A 19,694-nucleotide genomic window follows, 5' to 3' on the forward strand; every position below is an offset into this window, starting at 1 on the left:
GGTTCTGCCATGGCTGCCCGGTCCCGACTGTTGCGTGCCTATTGCCTCCATTCAGAGTGATAGCAATCTAGAGCGGCCCAGGATTGCCCCGCAGAATGCTCCTCGTGTTAGGCTGACCGAGATTGGGAGCCTTTGATGACCGGACGCGCCAAGAAGATCAGCCACCCTGTCCGCGGGCTGAGGAGCCCGGACGCCGAGAAGCCGGTTTCGCTCGCCTTGCAGGGCGGCGGGGCTCACGGCGCCTTCACCTGGGGCGTTCTCGACTATCTGCTTGAAGATGGCCGCCTCGCCATCGAGGCGATCTCCGGTGCCAGCGCCGGATCCATGAACGCGGTTGTTCTCTTCGAGGGTTGGCTCGAAGGCGGCCGGGATGGTGCACGCGAGCAGCTCCGCACGTTCTGGCAGCGCGTCAGCCTCGATGGCAGTCTGTCGCCTGTGCAGCGCTCGCTGTTCGATCGCATGCTGAGCTTCTGGAGCATCGGCAGCGCAACGACCCATCTCTGGCTCGATGCCTGGTCGCGGGTGGCGAGCCCCTATGATCTGAACCCGCTCGACATCAATCCCTTGCGGGATGCCCTCAATCAGCTGATCGATTTTAACCGGGTGCGCGCCTGCACGGATGCCAAGCTTTTCATCGCGGCGACCAATGTCTGGACCGGGAAGATCCGGCTCTTCACCGGCCCTGAGCTGACCGTCGATCATGTTCTCGCCTCGGCCTGCCTGCCCATGATCTTCAAGGCCGTCGAGATCGATGGCGAGCCCTATTGGGATGGGGGCTATTCCGGCAATCCTGCGCTGTTTCCGTTGTTCTACGAAACAGAGGCGGACGATATCGTGCTCGTTCAGATCAACCCGATCGAACGCCGGTCGACGCCGCAGACCCCCCAGGAAATCCAGAACCGTCTGACCGAGATCACGTTCAATGCCCATCTCCTCCAGGAGCTCCGGGCCGTCGATTTCGTCACGCGTCTGATCGATGAAGGCAAGCTCTCGACGCAGGACTACAAGCGGGTGCTGATGCACCGGATCCACGGCGGCGAATTGCTCGACGAGTTTGCCGCCGCCTCGCGCCTGAGCGCCAAATGGGAGTTCTTCGAGACGCTCAGGGATCTAGGCCGGGCGGCTGCCCGGAGCTGGCTTGCGGAGAACTATCAGAATATCGGAGAAAGAAGCACTCTCGACCTGCGTAGTGCTTATTCCTGACCCGCTTTGTGGAATGTCCCTGGCGGCAGCCACAAGCGCAGAAGTAACTGTGACAGAGTGAAGTCGAGTTGACTGCGTGTAGAAACAGGCCCCGCTGTTGCCAGCGGGGCCTCCTGTCGATCAGCTGCGCTTGGGCGGATTGGCCGGCCAGCTCTTGATGAGCGTGTCGTAATCCACCGTCTCGCCTTTCGGCTTCTCGTTTGCCAGCTTGCGCTGGGGCGCGATGGTGCCGGCGGCTTCGGCCTTCTTGAACCATTCCTCGGCTGAGGTCTTGGGGTTCAGCTTCGGACCGCATTCGCCCTGCACGTTGGCGCGCTCGAGACGTCCGAGAACGTCATCCTGTGCAGCTGCCAGCGAGTCCATCGCCTGCTGCGGAGTCTTGGCGCCGGAGGCTGCATCGCCGATGTTCTGCCACCAGAGCTGTGCGAGCTTCGGGTAGTCCGGGATGTTATTGCCGGTGGGCGACCACTGCACGCGAGCGGGCGAGCGATAGAACTCAACGAGGCCGCCGAGTTGCGGCGCGCGCTCGGTGAAGCTCTTGTCCCAGATGTCGCTCTCACGGATGAAGGTGAGGCCCACGTGGCTCTTCTTCAGCGACACGCTCTTCGAGGTGACGAACTGCGCATAGAGCCAGGCCGCCTTGCGGCGCTCGAGCGGCGTTGACTTCAGCAGGGTCCAAGATCCCACGTCCTGGTAGCCGAGCTTCATGCCATCCTTCCAGTAGGCGCCGTGCGGGGAGGGAGCCATGCGCCATTTCGGCTTCCCGTCCTGGTTCATCACTGGCAGGCCCGGCTTCACCATATCGGCCGTGAAGGCGGTGTACCAGAACATCTGCTGGGCGATGTTGCCCTGCGCCGGCACCGGTCCGGACTCGGAGAAGTTCATGCCGTTCGCCTGCGGCGGGGCATATTTCTTCATCCAGTCGAGATATTTGGCGATAGAATAGACTGCGGCAGGGCCGTTTGTGTCGCCGCCGCGCTCGACCGAGGAGCCGACAGGGCGGCAGCCCTCCATGCGCACGCCCCATTCATCGACCGGCAGGCCGTTCGGAAGGCCCTTGTCGCCGTTGCCGGCCATGGAGAGCCAGGCATCGGTGAAGCGCCAGCCGAGCGACGGATCCTTTTTGCCGTAGTCCATGTGTCCGTAGACCTTGACACCGTCGATCTCCTTCACGTCGTTGGTGAAGAATTCGGCGATATCCTCATAGGCCGACCAGTTCACAGGCACGCCGAGGTCGTAGCCGTACTTGGCCTTGAACTTCTCCTTCAGGTCCGGGCGCTGGAACCAGTCGTAGCGGAACCAGTACAGGTTCGCGAATTGCTGGTCGGGCAGCTGATAGAGCTTCTTGTCCGGGGCGGTGGTGAAGGACAGGCCGATGAAGTCGTTGAGGTCGAGCGTCGGGCTCGTCACGTCCTTGCCTTCGCCGTCCATGAAGTCGGTGAGCGCAATCGCCTGCTTGTAGCGGAAGTGGGTGCCGATGAGATCTGAATCATTGACCCAGGCATCGTAGATGTTCCGTCCAGATTGCATCTGCGTCTGGATCTTCTCCACCACGTCGCCTTCCTGGATCAGGTCGTGGTTGAGCTTGATGCCGGTGATTTCCGAGAACGCCTTGGCGAGCGTCTTGGCCTCGTATTCATGAGTCGTGATCGTCTCGGAGACCACGTTGATCTCCATGCCGGCGAAGGGCTTTGCCGCATTCACGAACCATTCCATCTCCTTCAGCTGCTCGTCCTTCGAGAGCGTCGAGGGCTGGAATTCGCTGTCGACCCAGCGACGGGCTTCGTCCATCCCGGCGAGAGCGGCACTGGTGCCGAGCGTCATGGCGATGACGCTGGTCGAGACGAAGAGTTTCAGGCGCCGGTGAGATTGGGTGAGTTTCATTCTGTTCCTCCCAAGTGATGCCCTGCCGGTTGATGCACCGGTCTTGGTCCCTGCGGTCCGGGCGAACCGCAAGGTCTTGATGTTTCCCTCTCCTCACACGTAGCGGAACACCGCTGCCGCATAGAGGAGCGAAAGACTCGATGCCCACCACAGATCCGGGCCAACGAGCCCGAGCCAGGCGAGGTGGATGAACGCTGAGCCGAGAAGCGAAATGAAGAGCCGGTCGCCGCGCGTCGTAGGGATGCGCAGGATGCCGACGCGTTCCGTCTCAGGCCGATACGCTGCCAGCAGTATCATGGTCAGCAACAGGCTGGCGATGACGGCAAAGAAGATGCCGGTCTGCCACGTCCAAGCCATCCAGGCGAAATCAGGCATGGCGCTCTCCTTCAGACCCGGCCCAGGGCAAAGCCCTTGGCGATGTAGTTGCGGACGAACCAGATCACGAGCGCGCCGGGCACGATGGTCAGAACGCCAGCGGCGGCCAGGAGGCCCCAGTCCATGCCGGCCGCCGAAACCGTGCGCGTCATGGTGGCGGCAATAGGTTTTGCGGTTACGGACGTGAGCGTTCGTGCCAGAAGCAGTTCGACCCAGGAAAACATGAAGCAGAAGAAGGCCGCGACACCGACGCCCGAGGCGATCAGCGGCATGAAAATCTTGATGAAGAAGCGCGGGAAGGAATAGCCGTCGATGGCCGCTGTCTCGTCGATCTCCCGTGGCACGCCGGACATGAAGCCTTCGAGAATCCACACGGCGAGCGGCACGTTGAACAGGCAATGCGCCAAAGCCACGGCCCAGGGCGTGTCGAAGAGGCCGATGGCCGAGTAGAGGTTGAAGAAGGGCAGGGCGAACACCGCCGGCGGTGCCATGCGGTTGGTGAGCAGCCAGAAGAACAGGTGCTTGTCGCCCAGGAACCTGTAGCGGGAGAAGGCATAGGCGGCCGGCAACGCGAAGGCGATCGACAGCACCGTATTGATGAGCACGTAGGTGAGCGAATTGATGTAGCCCGAGTACCAGCTCTCATCCGTGAAGATCTTGATGTAGTTGTCGAAGGTGATGTCACGCGGCCAGAGCGTGAGCCCTGAGGTGATCTCCATGTTTGTCTTCAGGCTCATGTTCACGAGCCAGTAGATCGGCAGCATCAGGAACAGGAGATAGAGGGTCATCACCACCACGCGTCCGTTCACGCGGGGACCGGACAGGGCGCGGTTAGCAGCCAAAGGTGCCGCCACAGGCTTCACGTCCGAACGGCCGACGGCAATGGTTCCGGTCATGCTTCGATTCTCTCGCGCTCGGCATCCACGTTGGTCATGACGGTGTAGAAGACCCAGCAGATGGCGAGGATGATCAGGTTGTAAACCAGCGACATGGCAGCGGCCTTGCCGAGATCGAACTGGCCTAGGGCCAGCTTCACCAGATCGATGGACAGGAAGGTTGTGGCATTGCCTGGACCGCCGCCGGTGAGCACGAAGGGCTCTGTGTAGATCATGAAGGAATCCATGAATCGCAGCAACACGGCGATCAGCAGCACGCGCCGCATCTTCGGCAGCTGGATGGTGCGGAACACGGCCCAGCGCGAGGCGCCGTCGATGCGGGCGGCCTGGTAATAGGCGTCGGGAATCGATTTCAGCCCGGCATAGCAGAGAAGCGCCACAAGGCTCGTCCAGTGCCACACATCCATGACGATGATGGTCACCCAGGCATCTATGGGATCGCCCGTGTAGTTGTAGTCGATGCCGAGACGGTTGACGACCCAGCCGAGGAGGCCGATGTCGCCGCGGGCAAAGACCTGCCAGATGGTGCCGACCACGTTCCACGGAATGAGCAGCGGCAGTGCCATGAGCACAAGGCAGAGCGCCACCGTCCAACCCTCGCGCGGCATGGACAAGGCCACGGCGATGCCGAGCGGCACTTCGATCAGCAGGATGATGGCCGAGAACAGCAGCGTGCGCATGAGCGAGGACAGGAACTGCTCGCCGAGCTGGCTCGATGGATCGAGCAATTCCTGGAACCAGCCGATGCCGTTCCAGAAGAACTGGTTGTTGCCGAAGGTATCCTGCACCGAATAGTTCACAACCGTCATGATCGGCAGAATGGCGGAGAATGCGACAATCGCGAAGACGGGCAGGACGAAGAACCAAGCCCTGTTGTTGAGGGGCTTTGTCATGACGTTTGCCCTCCGTTTGCTTCGCCCGCTACCAGATGCCCGTTGGCATAGATGTGCACGTGCTTCGGATCGAGCACGAGCGAAGCCTCCCTCCCTTCAATGGAGATGCCGTCCGGAACGCTCGCGGCAAGGGAGCGGCCATTCATCTCCACGCGGGCGATGCGTGCCCGCCCGATATCGTCGATGCGCCTCACCTGGACGGGCAGGCCCGCACCTTTCGGCTGGAGCCGTACGAATTCGGGCCGGATGCCGAGCTCGATATGCTCGCCGTCGGAGAGAGTGCGATAGACGCGCCGGAGGGAAATCATGGTGTTGCCCACGAAGGCAGTTGAACCCTCGACCCGGCAGGGCAGGATGTTCATGCCGGGCGAACCGATGAAGTGACCCACGAAGGTATGAGCCGGGCGCTCGAACAGCTCTTCCGGGGTGCCGGTCTGCACCACGGCGCCGTCATGCATGACCACGACCTTGTCGGCGAAGGTGAGCGCCTCGGTCTGGTCGTGCGTGACGTAGATCATGGTGATGTCCAGTGCCCGATGGATCTCTTTCAGGGTGGAGCGCAGCTGCCATTTCAGGTGCGGATCGATCACCGTCAACGGCTCGTCGAAGAGGATCGCCGCCACGTCGGGGCGCACGAGGCCGCGGCCAAGGGAGATCTTCTGCTTCATGTCGGCCGTGAGATTACTTGCCTTGCGGTCGAGCACCCGGGTGAGATCGAGAAGGCTGGCGATCTCCTCCACCCGCCGTGCCGTCCTGTCGCGGGGCACGTTCCGGTTCTTGAGCGGGAAGGCGAGGTTCTCGCGCACGGTCATCGTGTCGTAGACCACGGGAAACTGAAACACCTGTGCGATGTTGCGGGACTCCGTCGACAGGTCCGTCACGTCGAGCTCGTCGAAGAGCACACGCCCGCGCGTCGGGCGCACGAGGCCGGAGATGATGTTGAGCAGGGTCGTCTTGCCACAACCTGAAGGCCCCAGCAGGGCATAGGCGCCGCCCTGGCTCCAGACGTGGTTGATCTCCTTCAGGGCGTAATCCTCCGCATTGCGGGGATTGGCCTTATAGGCATGGGCGAGATGATCGAGCGTGATGCGGGCCATGGTTCTTTCTCACGCTGCTTTTTGAGTGGGATCGGCCGCGGCGAGCCGGCCATCCGCATCGAAGAGGAAGAGGCGGCGGGGATCGAGATAGGCGGTCACGGGAGATTTCGGCTCCAGGCGCCTCACGCCGGGCACCAGGGCGACGAAGCGATGGCCGCTCGCATCGAGATGCACGTAGCTCTCCGAGCCTGTGATCTCGGCGACGGACACGGTCGAGGCGATCGTGATCTCATGGGTGCCGGTGGGCTCGAGCGTGAGATGATGAGCCCGAAAGCCGACGGTGTACTCGCCGTCAGGAACGCTGGCGAGAGGTCCGATCGCAGGAACCTGCCCGCCGGTGCTCAAGGTGGCAACGCCATCCGCCTTGCGGGCTTTCAGGGTGTTGAGCGGCGGGTCCGAGAACACGCGGGCCGTGACCAGATCATGCGGCTGCCGGTATACCTGCGGGGTTGGTCCAAACTGCGTCACCCGGCCTTGGAACAGGGTGGCCGTGTTGCCGCCGAGAAGCAGGGCCTCCGACGGCTCGGTCGTGGCATAGACGAAAATGGCCCCCGAGGCTGCAAAGACCCGCGGCAGCTCCTCGCGCAATTCCTCCCGCAGCTTGTAATCGAGATTCGCCAGCGGCTCGTCCAGGAGGACAAGGTCGGCGCCCTTTACCAGCGCCCGCGCGATGGCGGTCCGCTGCTGCTGGCCGCCGGACAGGTTGAGCGGCTTGCGGTCGAGATAGGGCTCAAGCTTCAACAGCTTGGCGGCATCGCGCACACGCACATCGACCTCGTTCCGGGCTGCGCCGGAAACGCGTAAGGGGGAGGCGATGTTCTCGTAGACGGTCAGCGAGGGGTAATTGATGAACTGCTGATAGACCATCGCGACACTGCGCCGTTGCACGGGCCAGCCCGTCACATCGTTGCCATCGACGAGCACACGACCGCTCGTCGGTGCATCGAGTCCGGCCATGAGCCGCATGAGGGAAGTCTTGCCTGCCAATGTCGCCCCAAGCAGCACGTTGAGCGAGCCACGCTCCAGGGTGAGATTGACATCTTCGATGTGCGTGGAGGCTCCGACCTTCTTCGAGACGCCATCAAGAACGAGAGTCATCGGCACTTCCCTGGAGGGCGAGCAGCATCGAGAGAGTCCAGAACGAACGGGGCAATCCAGGGCTGTTCCGGCAGGACACTGCAGGTGCTGGCATCACACCTCCGGCAAAGTTCATCCCGGCGACACGCTCGGTCGCGTCAAGGGCTCTGCCGTGCCCGTATGCGCAATCCCTCACCGCGACGCGCAGCGTCGCCGTTGCCTGTGGAACCAAGAGCGCTTCTCCCGACTGCCGACCCTCCGGGCCTGTTCTGTTGTTATTGTTATGGTGAAGGTATCTTGCCATCTGGGCGAAAGCAACCGGGTGGCATCGGGTCCGAAATTCGCTTTTTTGGCCGGGCTCGAGGATGCTCCATGAACGATGCCTGCCGCAGGCAGCAGTAAGCTATTGAACTCTCGCGTCCTCCAGGAGTTCAAGCTGATGTGCCGGGCTCACTCGTCTCCAGCAGTGGCCGGTTGAATGCCGTCACACCTGCAGAGAGAGCGCCATGCCCGATACATCCAAGCCACTCGCCGTCGTCACCGGAGCCTCATCGGGCATCGGGTTTGAGCTTGCCAAGCTTTGCGCCCAGAACGGCTATGACCTTCTGATTGCGGCCGATCAGGCGGCTATTCACAACGCGGCGAAGGAATTTCAAGCCCTTGGTGCTTCCGTCGATGCGGTTGAGGCCGACCTTGCCACCACCGAGGGGGTCGACAAGCTTTATGCAGCTCTGAATGGCCGGCCTGTCGCCGCACTCCTGGCCAATGCCGGCCATGGCCTCGGGCGTGCCTTCCTGGATCAGGACTTTGCCCAGGTGCGCCATGTGATCGACACGAACATCACTGGCACGATCTATCTCATCCAGAAGGTCGGACGCGATATGCGAACGCGCGGTGAGGGGCGCATCCTTATCACAGGATCCATTGCCGGCTTCATGCCGGGCTCGTTCCAGGCAGTCTATAACGGCACCAAGGCCTTCATCGATTCCTTCTCGTTCGCGCTCCGCAACGAGCTGAAGGACACGGGCGTGACGGTGACCTGCCTGATGCCCGGCGCTACGGAGACAGAGTTCTTCGAGCGGGCGGGCATGGAAGACACCCAGGTCGGGCAGGATAAGAAGGACGATCCGGCCGATGTGGCCAAGACCGGCTTCGACGCCATGATGCGCGGCGATGGCGACGTGGTGAGCGGGTGGAAGAACAAGTTCACCACCGTTCTGGCCTCCGTCACCCCGGCCGGCGTGCTGGCTGAGCAGCACCGCAAGATGGCCGAGCCCGGATCCGGGAAGAAGTGAGCGCAACCCTGCTGCATTCACCCTGGCTCTCGTGGATACCGCGTTGACGATCCCGCCGCGATCCGTCAGGAGCGGTAATCGATGCCGTGAACGCACGGCTACGAGGACTTACCATGACGATGTCGATGGATCTGCTGCAACGCCTGACGGGTCTTGTCGGACCGGCGGGCATCGTCACGGACCCTTCCGATCTTGAGCCCTATGCGGTGGACTGGCGCAAGCTCTTTCCGGGCAAGCCGGCTTGCGTGGTCCGTCCCTCATCGACCGAGCAGGTCGCCGGGATTGTGCAGATCTGCCGCGAGGCCGGGGTGGCCATCGTGCCCCAGGGCGGCAATACGGGGCTCGCCGGCGGCGCGGTTCCGGATGCGTCCGGCACGCAGGTGGTCCTGTCCCTCAACCGCATGGCGGCCATCCGCCATGTGGATCCCGTGGGCCTGACGATCGAAGCGGAGGCCGGGTGCATCCTGAAAGTCGCGCAGGACGCCGCTTCTGCTGCCGGCCGGCTCCTGCCGATCAGCCTGGCGGCGGAAGGCTCGGCCACCATTGGTGGTGTCGTGGCAGCCAATGCGGGCGGCGTGAACGTGCTGCGCTACGGCATGACCCGCAGCCTCGTGCTCGGCCTCGAAGTGGTGCTGCCGGACGGGACCATTGCCAACGGCCTGCGCCGGCTGCGCAAGGACAATGCGGGCTATGACTGGAAGCAACTCTTCATCGGCAGCGAGGGCACGCTCGGTATCGTGACCGCAGCGGTCTTGAGGCTCCTGCCGCGGCCGAAGCATGCCGTGACGGCGCTGCTTTCGGTGGCCGACCCCGCGGCCGCCCTGCGGCTCCTGGCGCTGGCTCAGGACGAATTGGGTGATCAGATCTCCGCTTTCGAGCTAATCTCGGCCACTTCCATGCAGCTTGTCGCCAAGCACGCCGGCCTGAAGGCTCCCATCGCGGAAGGCGAGTGGTTCGTGCTGATCGAGGCAGCCTCCAGCCTTGCCGGCCTTCGTGAAGCCGCCGAGACCATGCTGGGGGCAGCCTTCGAGCAGGAAATCGCCCTCGATGGCGTCATTGCCGAATCAGGCGCGCAGGCGGCCCAGCTCTGGGCCCTGCGCGAGCATGTGACGGAGTCGGAGGCGCGTGAGGGCAAGAGCGTCAAGCACGATGTCTCGGTGCCGCTCACGGAGGTGCCGCGGTTCCTGTCCGAGGCAGGCGAAGCGTTGGCTGCCGGAGCGCCTGGAACGCGTGTGAACGCCTTCGGGCATCTGGGCGATGGCAACATCCACTACAACATACTCGTTGGACCCGATCACGATGCAGGAGTCGTGAATCGCATCGTGCACGACGTGGTGGCGGCCTTCGGCGGCAGCATCTCAGCTGAGCACGGCATCGGTCAGTACCGCGTCGGCGAACTCGCCCGCTATCGCGCTGCCACCGAGATGGAGCTGGCTCGCACAATCAAGAGGGCGCTCGATCCCGACAATCGGCTTAATCCGGGCAAGGTGCTCCTGCCCTAAGCCTGCTTTTCGACACGGCCGAGCATGTAGAACTCGTCGTTCGGCCGCATGTTGCTGACATTGGCAAGGCGGTTCGACATGGCGAAGAAGGCGGCGATCGCCGCAATGTCCCACACGTCTTCCTCGCTGAAGCCGTGGGCGCTGAGCGCCGCAATGTCCGCGTCACCCACGGTGTGAGCCTCGAGAGCGACCATCATGGCAAAATCGAGCATCGCCCTCTGCCGGGGCGTGATGTCCGCCTTGCGGTAGTTAACCGCGACCTGATCGGCGATCAGCGGGTTCTTGGCGCGGATGCGCAGGATGGCCCCATGGGCAATGACGCAATACTGGCATTGGTTGGCGTTGCTGGTGGCCACCACGATCATCTCGCGCTCGGCTTTGGTGACATTGCCGGGCTTGTCCATCAGGGCATCATGATATGCGAAGAAGGCGCGGAACTCGTCCGGACGGCGGGCTAGCACGAGGAAAACGTTCGGCACGAAGCCGGACTTCTCCTGAACGGCCAGGATGCGCGAGCGGATATCCTCCGGCAGATCGGCGATCTCGGGAACAGGAAAACGACTGATCGGCGGCTGGCTCACGGGACACCTCTTCGTGATGGGCTCCTCCGGAGGGCGTTTTCCAGAGGCTTCTTGCCAGATCGAGCTTATTCGGGTTGGATTCGGTAAACAACGTGTCCTGACTTTCAAGGAGAGCATCCATGAGCGCCCAGCAGGCCTTGTCCGGTGAGAGCATCCTGCTGCGCGAGGAGCAGGGCGGAGTCGTCACGCTCACCCTCAATCGTCCGGCCCAGTTCAATGCTCTGTCCGAGGAGATGCTATCGGCTCTCCAGGAGGCGCTCGATGACCTGAAGCAGGATGAGGCGGTCCGCTGCGTCGTCATCGCGGCATCGGGTAAGGCTTTCTGCGCCGGTCACGACCTCAAGCAGATGCGCGCCAATCCGCGCCAGGATTATTACGATGCCCTGTTCGCCCAGTGCAGCCAGGTCATGCAGGCCATCGTGAACCTACCCGTCCCGGTGATCGCCCGCGTGCATGGCATGGCGACGGCCGCCGGTTGCCAGCTGGTGGCCTCCTGCGATCTAGCTGTTGCAGCCGAGAGCGTGACCTTCGCGGTCTCCGGCATCAATGTCGGCCTCTTCTGTTCCACGCCGGCCGTGGCCCTCTCGCGCAACGTCTCGCCGAAGCATGCCTTCGATATGCTGGTGACGGGCCGCTTCATCTCATCGGCAGAGGCCCTGTCCTTCGGGCTCGTCAGCCGCGTGGCGCCGGATGCTGAGCTCGACGAAGCTGTTGAAGCACTGACGGAAAGCATTTGTGCGAAAAGCCCCGTGGCCATCCGCACAGGCAAGGCCATGTTCGGCCGTCAGCGTTCCATGGGGCTGGAGGAGGCTTATGCTTATGCGGGCAACATCATGGCCTGCAACATGATGGCCGAAGATGCCGCGGAAGGCATCGATGCCTTCATCGAAAAGCGCAAGCCGGTGTGGAAGGGGCGCTAACCCCTCAGCCAGCGGCCTTGTAGGCCCGGGCCATCTCGCGCAACTGGAACTTCTGGATCTTGCCCGTTGAGGTCTTGGGTAGTTCCGTGAAGATCACCGTGCGCGGACACTTGTAGGACGCGAGGTTCTGGCGGCACCAAGCGATGATGTCCTCAGGCGTTACTGATTGGTCGGGTTTGAGCTCCACGAAGGCGCAGGGCGTCTCGCCCCATTTCTCGTCGGGCATGGCTACGACAGCGGCCGCCTGAATGGCCGGGTGCTTGTAGAGCGCATCCTCCACCTCGATGGATGAAATATTCTCTCCGCCCGAGATGATGATGTCCTTCGACCGGTCCTTCAGCTGCACATAGCCGTCCGGATATTTCACACCGAGATCGCCGGAATGGAACCACCCGCCCTCGAAGGCCTTGGCGGTGCCGGCAGGGTTCTTGAGGTAGCCCTTCATCACCACGTTGCCGCGGAACATCACCTCGCCGAGCGTCTGCCCGTCCGCCGGAACGGAATGCAGGGTCTCGGGGTCGAGCACATCGAGGGCTTCGAGGACCGGATAGCGCACGCCCTGACGCGCCTTCTTCGCTGCGTACTGGCCTGCATCGAGTTCGTCCCACTCCTGCTGCCACTCGTTGACGACGGCAGGACCGTAGACTTCCGTCAGGCCGTAGACATGGGTGACGTCGAAGCCGGCAGTCTTCATGGCGGCGAGCACCGCCTCCGGTGGCGGGGCTGCCGCGGTCATGAACCTCACCGTATGCGGCACTGGCCGTTTCTCGCTGTCGGCTGCATTGAGCAATGTCGACATAACGATGGGTGCGCCGCACAGATGCGTGACCTTGTGGTCGGCAAGCGCATCGTAGACAGGTTTGGCCCGCACGGCGCGCAGGCACACATGAGTGCCGGCCACTATGGAGAGCGACCAAGGAAAGCACCAGCCGTTGCAGTGGAACATTGGCAGGGTCCAGAGATAGACTGGGTGCTGGCCTATGCCGCCCGTGATGATGTTGCCCATGGCGAGCAGATAGGCGCCGCGATGGTGATAGACGACGCCCTTCGGATCGCCCGTGGTGCCGGAGGTGTAGTTCAAGGTGATGGCGTCCCACTCGTCCTGCGGCGGGCTCCAAGCGAAGTTCGGATCGCCCTGGCTCAGGAGTTCTTGGTACTCCATGCCGCCGAGGCGCTCGCCTGGACCGGTGAATTCCGGATCATCGTAGTCGATCACCAGAGGCTTGTTCGTGCTCAGCTCAAGGGCGGCTTTGATGGTGGCGGAGAATTCCCGATCTGTGATCAGAACCTTGGCCTCGCTGTGCTCCAGGCAGAAGGCGATGATCTTCGCGTCGAGGCGGGTGTTGAGGGTGTTGAGCACGGCGCCTGCCATCGGCACGCCGTAGTGGCATTCGAGCATGGCCGGCGTGTTCGGCAGCATCACCGACACCGTGTCGCCTCGTCCGATGCCGCGCTGGGCCAAGGCTGAGGCGAGGCGCCGTGCGCGTGCATAGAGGTCGCGGTAGGTGCGCTTCAGGGGGCCATGGATCACGGCGATCCGATCCGGATGCACACCGGCCGCCCGCTCCAGAAAGCTGAGGGGTGTCAGCGGCTGGTAGTTCGCCGGGTTCTTGTCGAGATCGGTGTCGTAGATGCTCGGAGCCACGTCTGGTCCTCCCCCTTAGAGCATCGTGCGGACCCGGCGGGCCGCGCAAGCGAAAAGTGGATCCGGTTTTCCGCACGATGCTCCATCCAAGAAGAAAGCATCGAGTTCGACCCCAAAAGTGCAAGTCCACTTTTGGGTCCGATGCTTTGGACATGAGTATCGCCACGGGGGAGGGGCCTGACAATCCTACCAAATGTCAGGCAAGCGGCTCACGCTTGTGCTGCTGCAACGGCCTTCTGGGCTTTCGCCGTGATCACATCCCAGGCCTGGGCGCGAATGTCGGCGGTTGAGCAGATCCATGAGCCGCCGACCGCCACCACATTGGGCAAGGCAAGCCAGTCCTTGGCGTTCTTCTCGTCAATGCCGCCCGTGGGGCAGAACCGCGCTTGCGGGAACGGTCCTGCAAGAGCCTTCAAGGCAGGAATGCCGCCTGCTGCAACGGCGGGGAAGAATTTGACGGTCTTGAAGCCATGGGTCAGGGCCATCATCAGTTCGGACGCCGTAGCAATGCCGGGGATGAACGGCAGCTCGCTTCGGGATGCTGCATCGAGCAGGTCCGGCGTGGCTCCGGGGCTCAGGGCATAGCGGGCACCGAGACCTTGAGCCCGCTCCAGGTCTTTGGGCGTCAACACTGTGCCGATGCCCACGATGGCTTCCGGCACATCCCGAATGATGGCGGCCGCGGCATCGGCGGCTGCCGGTGTGCGCAAAGTGATCTCAAGGAGGCGCAGCCCGCCTGCCACGAGGGCCTGGGCGAGAGGAACCGCATCCTCCACACGCTCCAGGGTGATGACCGGAACGACGGGCCCGGAGCGGAGCAGATCGGCAAGCTGCCGGTCGCGGGAAACAGCGAGAGCTGACAGATCTTGGGTCATCCGAGGATCTCCTTGAGCTTTGTGTTATGGGTTCGGCATGGCATCGCGAGGAATGATCGCACCGCGATAGCGAACCACCTGTCCGGCGAGGCGATGTCCTGCCTGGGCCGCCTCCTCAGGGCCTTGTCCCAAAAGGCGTGCGTGCAGATAGGCGGCCGCGAAGCTGTCGCCGGCTGCGGTCGTGTCGACCACGTCGTCTACAGGTGTGCCCGGAACGACAATCTCCCGGCCCTGCAACACAACCCGGCAGGTCAGGTCAGGATATTTGAGGACGATCTCCGCCCTGTCCGAGAAGGCCAGCAACTCCTTCACGCCAGTTTCTCCAAACAGGAGATCGAGGTCTTCCGTCGAGGCGAGAACGATATCGGCGCATGTGAAAGCCTGCCGGAAGGCCTTTCGCGCAATCTCCTGATCGGGCCATCCCCGCGGGCGGAAATTGGTGTCGAAGGCCACGCGCTTTCCAGCTGAGCGCACCTCGCGCAGGGCTTCAAACAAACGTCTGCGTCCTTCATCTCCGTAGAGGGATAGCGAGATACCCGAGAAATAAATCAGGTCGTCGCCGGCGAGGGAGGCGATGATCGTGCGGGCCTCGGGAGCCTGGAAGAGTAGGCGGGCGGCCGCGGTCTCGCGCCAATACGAGAACCGGCGTTCGCCTTTGGCATCCGTCTGGATGATGTAGAGGCCGGGCAGGCGGCCGGGCAAGCGCAGTACGCGGCTCGTGCCCACGCCCTCCGCGGCCCAGGCGGCGATCAGCTCGTCGCTCCAGCTGTCGTCTCCGAGGGCGGTGACGTAATCCACCTGTGTGCCGAGGCGGGCGAGATAGACGGCCGTGTTGAGGGTATCCCCGCCGAAGCTGCGGGACAGCCTACCATCGGCCTCCTCCCGAAGCTCGATCATGCATTCCCCAATGCAGGCGACCCGTGTCATGCTTTCACCGTGGCGTTGCTCCATCCCGCTTGGGAATATGATGGGACGATGCGCTTTGTCGATCCGAATATTGCAGTCATTCGCCTGGCCCATCGAAGAAAGGGGATCAAGCCGTTCACGACATCCGAGGCCGTATAGTGGCGGCAAGAACTTGCTCCGATGCCTAACGCGATCTCACACTGATTCTCTGGCAAGTCGTAGGCCTCGCTGGAACTCATCCAAAGTCGAGAGCGATCTGCCGCGCAACGAAGCGGGGCCTATGAATGAAAGGCAGCATTCAGGCAGTCTTTGAGCGGATATGGGCAAGTATCCCTTGTCTATTGTGCGTAAAACGGACTTTACCACTTTAATTCCTGGCTGAACGCGCTAATGAGGAACTGCTGTCTTATGCATTCACCGTCGAAAACAAGGAGTTCCTGATGGCCAAGACTGCAACCAAAGTTTCCAAGAAGGCCCCGGCCAAGAAGGCTGCGGCGCCGAAGGCTGCAGCAAAGGCAACGTCGAAGACCGCAAAGGCGCCCGCCAAGGCTGCCGGCAAAGCGGCTGCGACCAAGGCTGCAAGCAAGACCTCGAAGGCATCCGTGAAGAAGACCGCGAAGGCTTCGGCCTCGTCCGCTTCCCCGATCCTGACGCTGCGCAACATTGCCGATCGTCTCTCCGAGATGCATGAGGTTCCCAAGCGCCAGGCCAACGAGATGTTGACCCAGGTGGTCGAGATGATCGCCAAGAGCCTGAAGAAGGGCGACAAGATCCGCCTGTCCGGCCTCGGCATCCTGCAGGTGCGCAAGCGCGCTGCCCGCATGGGCCGCAATCCCCAGACCGGCGAGCCCGTGAAGATCAAGGCCTCGAAGAAGATCGCCTTCCGCGCGGCCAAGGATCTCAAGGACTCCATCTGAGCGACCTCAGGCGGCAGAGGGCAAAAGCCTTCAACCGCAGAAGGCGCCGGGTCTCTACAAAAGCAAGGCGGGAAACTGCCTTGCTTTTTTGTTGGCTCACGCCTGAAGGAGCATGGCCTCCCTGGATGCGCCCTCCAATAAAGGACGCATCGCATATGGCGTTCAGGTGGATCCTTGACTGACCAGCCCTAGAACAGGGTCGTGCATGACGATCATTCTCAACAGCCGCGACGCTCCACCCTCATGCGGGTCATCCTTGTCCGGCTGGTGCTTGCGCTCGCGCTGGGACTCCTTGTCGCTTCGGGATACATCCGGGCCGGTTTTCTCGACATCCCGAACAGGCTCAATCCCTTCACGCCGTTGCGGATTGCCGATGACGTCAGTTGGCTGACCCGCTGGAAGCTCTCCCGTCTCGAGCGCGATGGGGCTCAATGTCTGGCTGTCCTGGACGGATCACAGGTTTCACACAGAATCGTGCCGGATCGTGCCTCAGAGGAGGGTTGCGGGCTGTCGAATGCCGTCGAGGTATCCCAGTCTTCCGTCAGGTTGAGTGGGAGCTTCACGGCCACTTGCCCACTCACGGTCGCCTGGGCTCTGTTCGAGCAGCATGTGCTGCTTCCGGCTGCACGGGAGCATCTCGGGCAGAACATCGTGAGCGTCATGCATTTTGGCACGTATGCTTGCCGAAACATCAATCATCGGGCTGGCGGGCGGCGCAGCGAGCATGCCACCGCCAATGCCATCGATATTGCCGGGTTTGTTCTTGCCAACGGGCAGCAGATCACGGTGAAAGGCGACTGGGCCGGAGGCGATACACACCAGAGGGCGTTTCTAAGGACTCTGAGAGACGGAGCCTGCCGCTTCTTCGACGTGGTGCTCAGCCCCAACTACAACGAGGCTCACTACAATCATTTCCACTTCGATATGGGATCCTACCGCGCGTGCCGGTAGCAGGTCCCGCATCGTTCAAAAGGCAATGGATCAGTTCATTGCGTAGCTGGGGGCCTCGCCCATCTGAGCCGCCTTGGCCGCCAGAAGGAGCGCTTCGCCGAGTTCACGGGCGTGCTCGGGGGTCATGGCCACCGGCATCTGACGCCGGATGCCCTGCTCATATTCCTCAGGCGTGGTGGCAAGTTCAATCACCATCATCGCGTCCCGGCCATCGAGTGTGCCGACGGAGAAGCTGGTGAGAGCGCCGATCAGGTCCATATCCGGTTTCATTTTCTGCCCCCTTGCGTAACGTTGCTGAACCTTACTGAAGGGTCCGATCCCTGTCTGCTCTGCGTATAGAGAGTGGATTTTGTTACGTCGGGGTTTTTCGAGCTATATTATTGTAATTATTGATTATTTTTCTTCGTAGATGCGCAAAAAATAACGCAATGCCGGCTTGATTTGGCTTCCGCGGCCTCAGGATTAATGCCTCTTTCCGCGCATCAAATGCTCGATTGACGCGTTGACCAAGCGCAGCCTCGGCACCGGTCGCTGGATCAGGTGCCGGGAGCGGAGGTGGTCATGGCGAACAGGCTCTTGAGTGCTCTGGCGTTTTTCCTCCTAGCCGGTCAAGTCCTTGCGGCGGGCCCGATGAATGCCGATGCAGAACTCGACCTTGCTCTCGTCATTGCGGTCGATGTCTCCTCGTCCATGGAGGGTGAGGAGCAGGGCCTGCAGCGTGAAGGTTTCGTGGAGGCGTTCCGGTCGTCTCTCGTGCATGAAGCCATCGCAGAGGGCCTGAATGGCCGCATCGCCGTCACTTATGTGGAATGGTCGGGGGTGAAGGATCAGCGCGTGCTCGTGCCATGGACCATCATCGACAGTCCCGAGCGGGCGATATCGTTCGCCAATCATCTCGCCTACCAACCCATTCGTCAGGCCGGAATGACATCGATCTCCGGCATCATCGATCACAGCCGCAAGCTGTTCGAGCAGTTGGGTGGAATTCCGATCCGCCGTGTGGTCGACGTGTCCGGGGACGGTCCCAACAACGACGGCCGCCACGTCACCTATGCAAGGGATGAGGCTGTTGCGGATGGCATCGTCATCAACGGATTGCCGATCATGTTCAAGCGAGTCTCAGGCAGCACGGAACTGCAGGACCTGGACCTCTATTTTAAGGAATGCGTGATCGGCGGCGCCGGCTCATTCGTTCTGCCCCTGCACGATCCCGAGCAGTTCGCCATGGTCATCCGCACGAAGATCATGCGGGAGATCGCAAGTGTCGATGAGCCAGCCCCTCGCATCATTCCCGCGCAGGCCGGCATGTCGATCATGAATTGCGTGACGGGCGAGAAGCGCAAGCAGGAAGACCTGCTGAGCCAGGAGAGAAAGCCATAGAGCAAGTGAAAAGAGCCAGGCGCACCCGCGGGTGCCTGGCCCTCGCTCACGCGGCTCTGCAAGCCAGCCTATTTCATCAGGCCTGCCGCCCTCAGCGCCTTCGTGATCACCGAGCCAACATCCATGTGCGGCATGCCTGAATTCGGCGTATCCTGTCGCGGCTTGCGTGCAGCACCTCGTGCGGCCCAATCATCGGCTGCTGGTCGTTCGCCGGTGAACACCGTTGGCAGTTCGGTCCGAACGGGTTCGGTAGTGGGACGGATCCGTTGGACGTCCTCCGCCTGCTCGGTCAGGCCCCAGAACTCCGCGATCCGGTAGCTTGATGAGATGCCCACGTCCAGCAGGAACGGGCCGGCCGCACCATAGCTGTTCTCGTCGTCGCCGACGGCCAACGGCGTGCCATGCGCCATGCCGGTGATGACATATTCCTCGATCACGTCGTCGCCGGACGAGTTGGTCCAGACACGGCGCGGATAGCCGTCGACGGTTTCACTGAAGCTGGGGCTGGCCTTGAGACCATGAACATCCGTCCATTGCTTGACGATCTCGCCGGCATTCATCGGCTTCACCGTGGCATCGGCACTGCCGTGCCAGACCGAGACCTTGGGCCATGGTCCCTGATGGGATGAAGCGTTGCGGACGAGGCCTCCCCATTCCTGCGCCGATCGGGTCTGACCCTGGAACATGCATTCGAAAGCCTCGGGAACGCTGGTGGCGCAGCGATAGGGAAGGCCCGCAATGATGGCGCCGGCCGCGAAGACATCGGGGTAGGCGGCGAGCATGGTGGCCGTCATGGCTCCGCCGGCCGAAAGGCCAGTAACGAAGACACGGCTGCGATCCACGTTGTGTTGCTTGATCGCATGATCCACCATCTGCCGGATCGAGTGGGCTTCGCCCTTGTCACGCTCGATATCTCCGGCTTGGAACCAGTTGAAGCAGCGCTTGGGGTTATTCGCATCCTGCTGCTCGGCATAGAGCACGACGAAGCCATGGCGGTCCGCCAGGGAGGACCAGCCGGAGCCATGGTCGTAGCCGGCGGCGGTCTGCGTGCAGCCATGCAGAACGACCACAAGGGCCGGGGAAGAGGAGATGGATTCCGGCACATGGGTCATCATGCGCAGGTTGCCTGGATTGGACCCGAAGCCGACAATCTCTGTCAGACGGCTCGTTACGGTCGAGTTTTCGAAAAAAGCCGCCGTTGCATTGGAGGCTTTCATATTGGTTTCCCACTGACGTCGGTGACGCGCCAGCTGCTGAATCATCTGACCTAAGCGTTGCATTATCGTTTGGCCCTTCC

19 protein-coding genes are annotated in these 19,694 nt (G+C 62.2%); 7 read left to right on the forward strand and 12 right to left on the reverse strand.

Annotated elements, in window-relative coordinates:
* Positions 1-135: 135 nt before the first annotated feature.
* The gene (locus tag I2H36_RS00500; protein WP_196261939.1) at positions 136-1,203 is read left to right on the forward strand and encodes a patatin-like phospholipase family protein; all 1,068 of its coding nucleotides are present in this window, start codon (positions 136-138) and stop codon (positions 1,201-1,203) included.
* Between the two features lie 120 nt (positions 1,204-1,323).
* Here I2H36_RS00500 and I2H36_RS00505 read toward each other — a convergent pair whose 3' ends face one another.
* From I2H36_RS00505 to I2H36_RS00530, 6 genes are all read right to left on the reverse strand, one after another.
* On the reverse strand, positions 1,324-3,027 hold the full coding sequence (locus I2H36_RS00505) for an ABC transporter substrate-binding protein (protein ID WP_246718614.1): 1,704 nt from the start codon (positions 3,025-3,027) through the stop codon (positions 1,324-1,326).
* Positions 3,028-3,180: 153 nt separating this feature from the next.
* Positions 3,181-3,462, reverse strand: a complete 282-nt coding sequence (locus I2H36_RS00510; protein ID WP_196261941.1) for a DUF2160 domain-containing protein — start codon at positions 3,460-3,462, stop codon at positions 3,181-3,183.
* 11 nt (positions 3,463-3,473) lie between these two features.
* The gene (locus I2H36_RS00515) at positions 3,474-4,250 is read right to left on the reverse strand and encodes a carbohydrate ABC transporter permease (RefSeq protein WP_196262564.1); all 777 of its coding nucleotides are present in this window, start codon (positions 4,248-4,250) and stop codon (positions 3,474-3,476) included.
* A 104-nt stretch (positions 4,251-4,354) separates the two neighbouring features.
* Complete coding sequence (locus tag I2H36_RS00520) at positions 4,355-5,251, reverse strand: carbohydrate ABC transporter permease (protein WP_196261942.1); 897 nt, start codon at positions 5,249-5,251, stop codon at positions 4,355-4,357.
* The gene (locus tag I2H36_RS00525) at positions 5,248-6,348 is read right to left on the reverse strand and encodes an ABC transporter ATP-binding protein (protein WP_196261943.1); all 1,101 of its coding nucleotides are present in this window, start codon (positions 6,346-6,348) and stop codon (positions 5,248-5,250) included. The genes I2H36_RS00520 and I2H36_RS00525 overlap by 4 nt, the downstream gene beginning before the upstream one ends.
* 9 nt (positions 6,349-6,357) lie before the next feature.
* Complete coding sequence (locus tag I2H36_RS00530) at positions 6,358-7,446, reverse strand: ABC transporter ATP-binding protein (RefSeq protein ID WP_196261944.1); 1,089 nt, start codon at positions 7,444-7,446, stop codon at positions 6,358-6,360.
* Positions 7,447-7,931: 485 nt separating this feature from the next.
* Here I2H36_RS00530 and I2H36_RS00535 point away from each other — a divergent pair, with 485 nt between their 5' ends.
* Together I2H36_RS00535 and I2H36_RS00540 are read left to right on the forward strand one after the other, a co-directional pair.
* Positions 7,932-8,720, forward strand: coding sequence for an SDR family NAD(P)-dependent oxidoreductase (locus I2H36_RS00535; protein WP_196261945.1), 789 nt, complete (start codon positions 7,932-7,934; stop codon positions 8,718-8,720).
* A gap of 113 nt (positions 8,721-8,833) precedes the next feature.
* Positions 8,834-10,222: an FAD-binding oxidoreductase gene (locus tag I2H36_RS00540; protein WP_196261946.1), complete on the forward strand. Its 1,389-nt coding sequence runs from the start codon at positions 8,834-8,836 to the stop codon at positions 10,220-10,222.
* On the opposite strand, the gene I2H36_RS00545 is transcribed toward I2H36_RS00540, so the two are convergent.
* Positions 10,219-10,803 (reverse strand): peroxidase-related enzyme, encoded by a 585-nt coding sequence (locus tag I2H36_RS00545; RefSeq protein ID WP_196261947.1) that lies wholly within the window; start codon positions 10,801-10,803, stop codon positions 10,219-10,221. The genes I2H36_RS00540 and I2H36_RS00545 overlap by 4 nt on opposite strands.
* 119 nt (positions 10,804-10,922) lie before the next feature.
* Here I2H36_RS00545 and I2H36_RS00550 point away from each other — a divergent pair, with 119 nt between their 5' ends.
* Positions 10,923-11,723 carry an enoyl-CoA hydratase gene (locus I2H36_RS00550; protein ID WP_196261948.1) on the forward strand — a complete coding sequence of 267 codons (801 nt, stop codon included), beginning with the start codon at positions 10,923-10,925 and terminating at the stop codon, positions 11,721-11,723.
* Positions 11,724-11,727: 4 nt separating this feature from the next.
* On the opposite strand, the gene I2H36_RS00555 is transcribed toward I2H36_RS00550, so the two are convergent.
* From I2H36_RS00555 to I2H36_RS00565, 3 genes are all read right to left on the reverse strand, one after another.
* On the reverse strand, positions 11,728-13,368 hold the full coding sequence (locus I2H36_RS00555; RefSeq protein WP_196261949.1) for an AMP-binding protein: 1,641 nt from the start codon (positions 13,366-13,368) through the stop codon (positions 11,728-11,730).
* Between the two features lie 209 nt (positions 13,369-13,577).
* Positions 13,578-14,243: a bifunctional 4-hydroxy-2-oxoglutarate aldolase/2-dehydro-3-deoxy-phosphogluconate aldolase gene (gene eda / locus I2H36_RS00560; protein ID WP_196261950.1), complete on the reverse strand. Its 666-nt coding sequence runs from the start codon at positions 14,241-14,243 to the stop codon at positions 13,578-13,580.
* A gap of 24 nt (positions 14,244-14,267) precedes the next feature.
* On the reverse strand, positions 14,268-15,170 hold the full coding sequence (locus tag I2H36_RS00565) for a sugar kinase (RefSeq protein WP_196261951.1): 903 nt from the start codon (positions 15,168-15,170) through the stop codon (positions 14,268-14,270).
* A 419-nt stretch (positions 15,171-15,589) separates the two neighbouring features.
* Between I2H36_RS00565 and I2H36_RS00570 the strand changes: the two genes are divergently transcribed.
* Together I2H36_RS00570 and I2H36_RS00575 are read left to right on the forward strand one after the other, a co-directional pair.
* Positions 15,590-16,066 carry an HU family DNA-binding protein gene (locus I2H36_RS00570; RefSeq protein WP_196261952.1) on the forward strand — a complete coding sequence of 159 codons (477 nt, stop codon included), beginning with the start codon at positions 15,590-15,592 and terminating at the stop codon, positions 16,064-16,066.
* Positions 16,067-16,267: 201 nt separating this feature from the next.
* Positions 16,268-17,017, forward strand: a complete 750-nt coding sequence (locus I2H36_RS00575) for an extensin-like domain-containing protein (protein WP_210330877.1) — start codon at positions 16,268-16,270, stop codon at positions 17,015-17,017.
* A 30-nt stretch (positions 17,018-17,047) separates the two neighbouring features.
* Here I2H36_RS00575 and I2H36_RS00580 read toward each other — a convergent pair whose 3' ends face one another.
* Positions 17,048-17,287 (reverse strand): hypothetical protein, encoded by a 240-nt coding sequence (locus I2H36_RS00580; protein WP_183447719.1) that lies wholly within the window; start codon positions 17,285-17,287, stop codon positions 17,048-17,050.
* Positions 17,288-17,578: 291 nt separating this feature from the next.
* On the opposite strand from I2H36_RS00580, the gene I2H36_RS00585 reads away from it, so the two are divergent.
* The gene (locus I2H36_RS00585) at positions 17,579-18,397 is read left to right on the forward strand and encodes a DUF1194 domain-containing protein (RefSeq protein ID WP_196261953.1); all 819 of its coding nucleotides are present in this window, start codon (positions 17,579-17,581) and stop codon (positions 18,395-18,397) included.
* A 68-nt stretch (positions 18,398-18,465) separates the two neighbouring features.
* Here the strand turns inward: I2H36_RS00585 and I2H36_RS00590 are convergent, their stop codons facing one another.
* Complete coding sequence (locus I2H36_RS00590; protein ID WP_246718585.1) at positions 18,466-19,614, reverse strand: extracellular catalytic domain type 1 short-chain-length polyhydroxyalkanoate depolymerase; 1,149 nt, start codon at positions 19,612-19,614, stop codon at positions 18,466-18,468.
* Between the last annotated feature and the right edge of the window lie 80 nt (positions 19,615-19,694).

Source organism: Microvirga terrestris, from assembly GCF_015694425.1.
GTDB lineage: Bacteria > Pseudomonadota > Alphaproteobacteria > Rhizobiales > Beijerinckiaceae > Microvirga > Microvirga terrestris.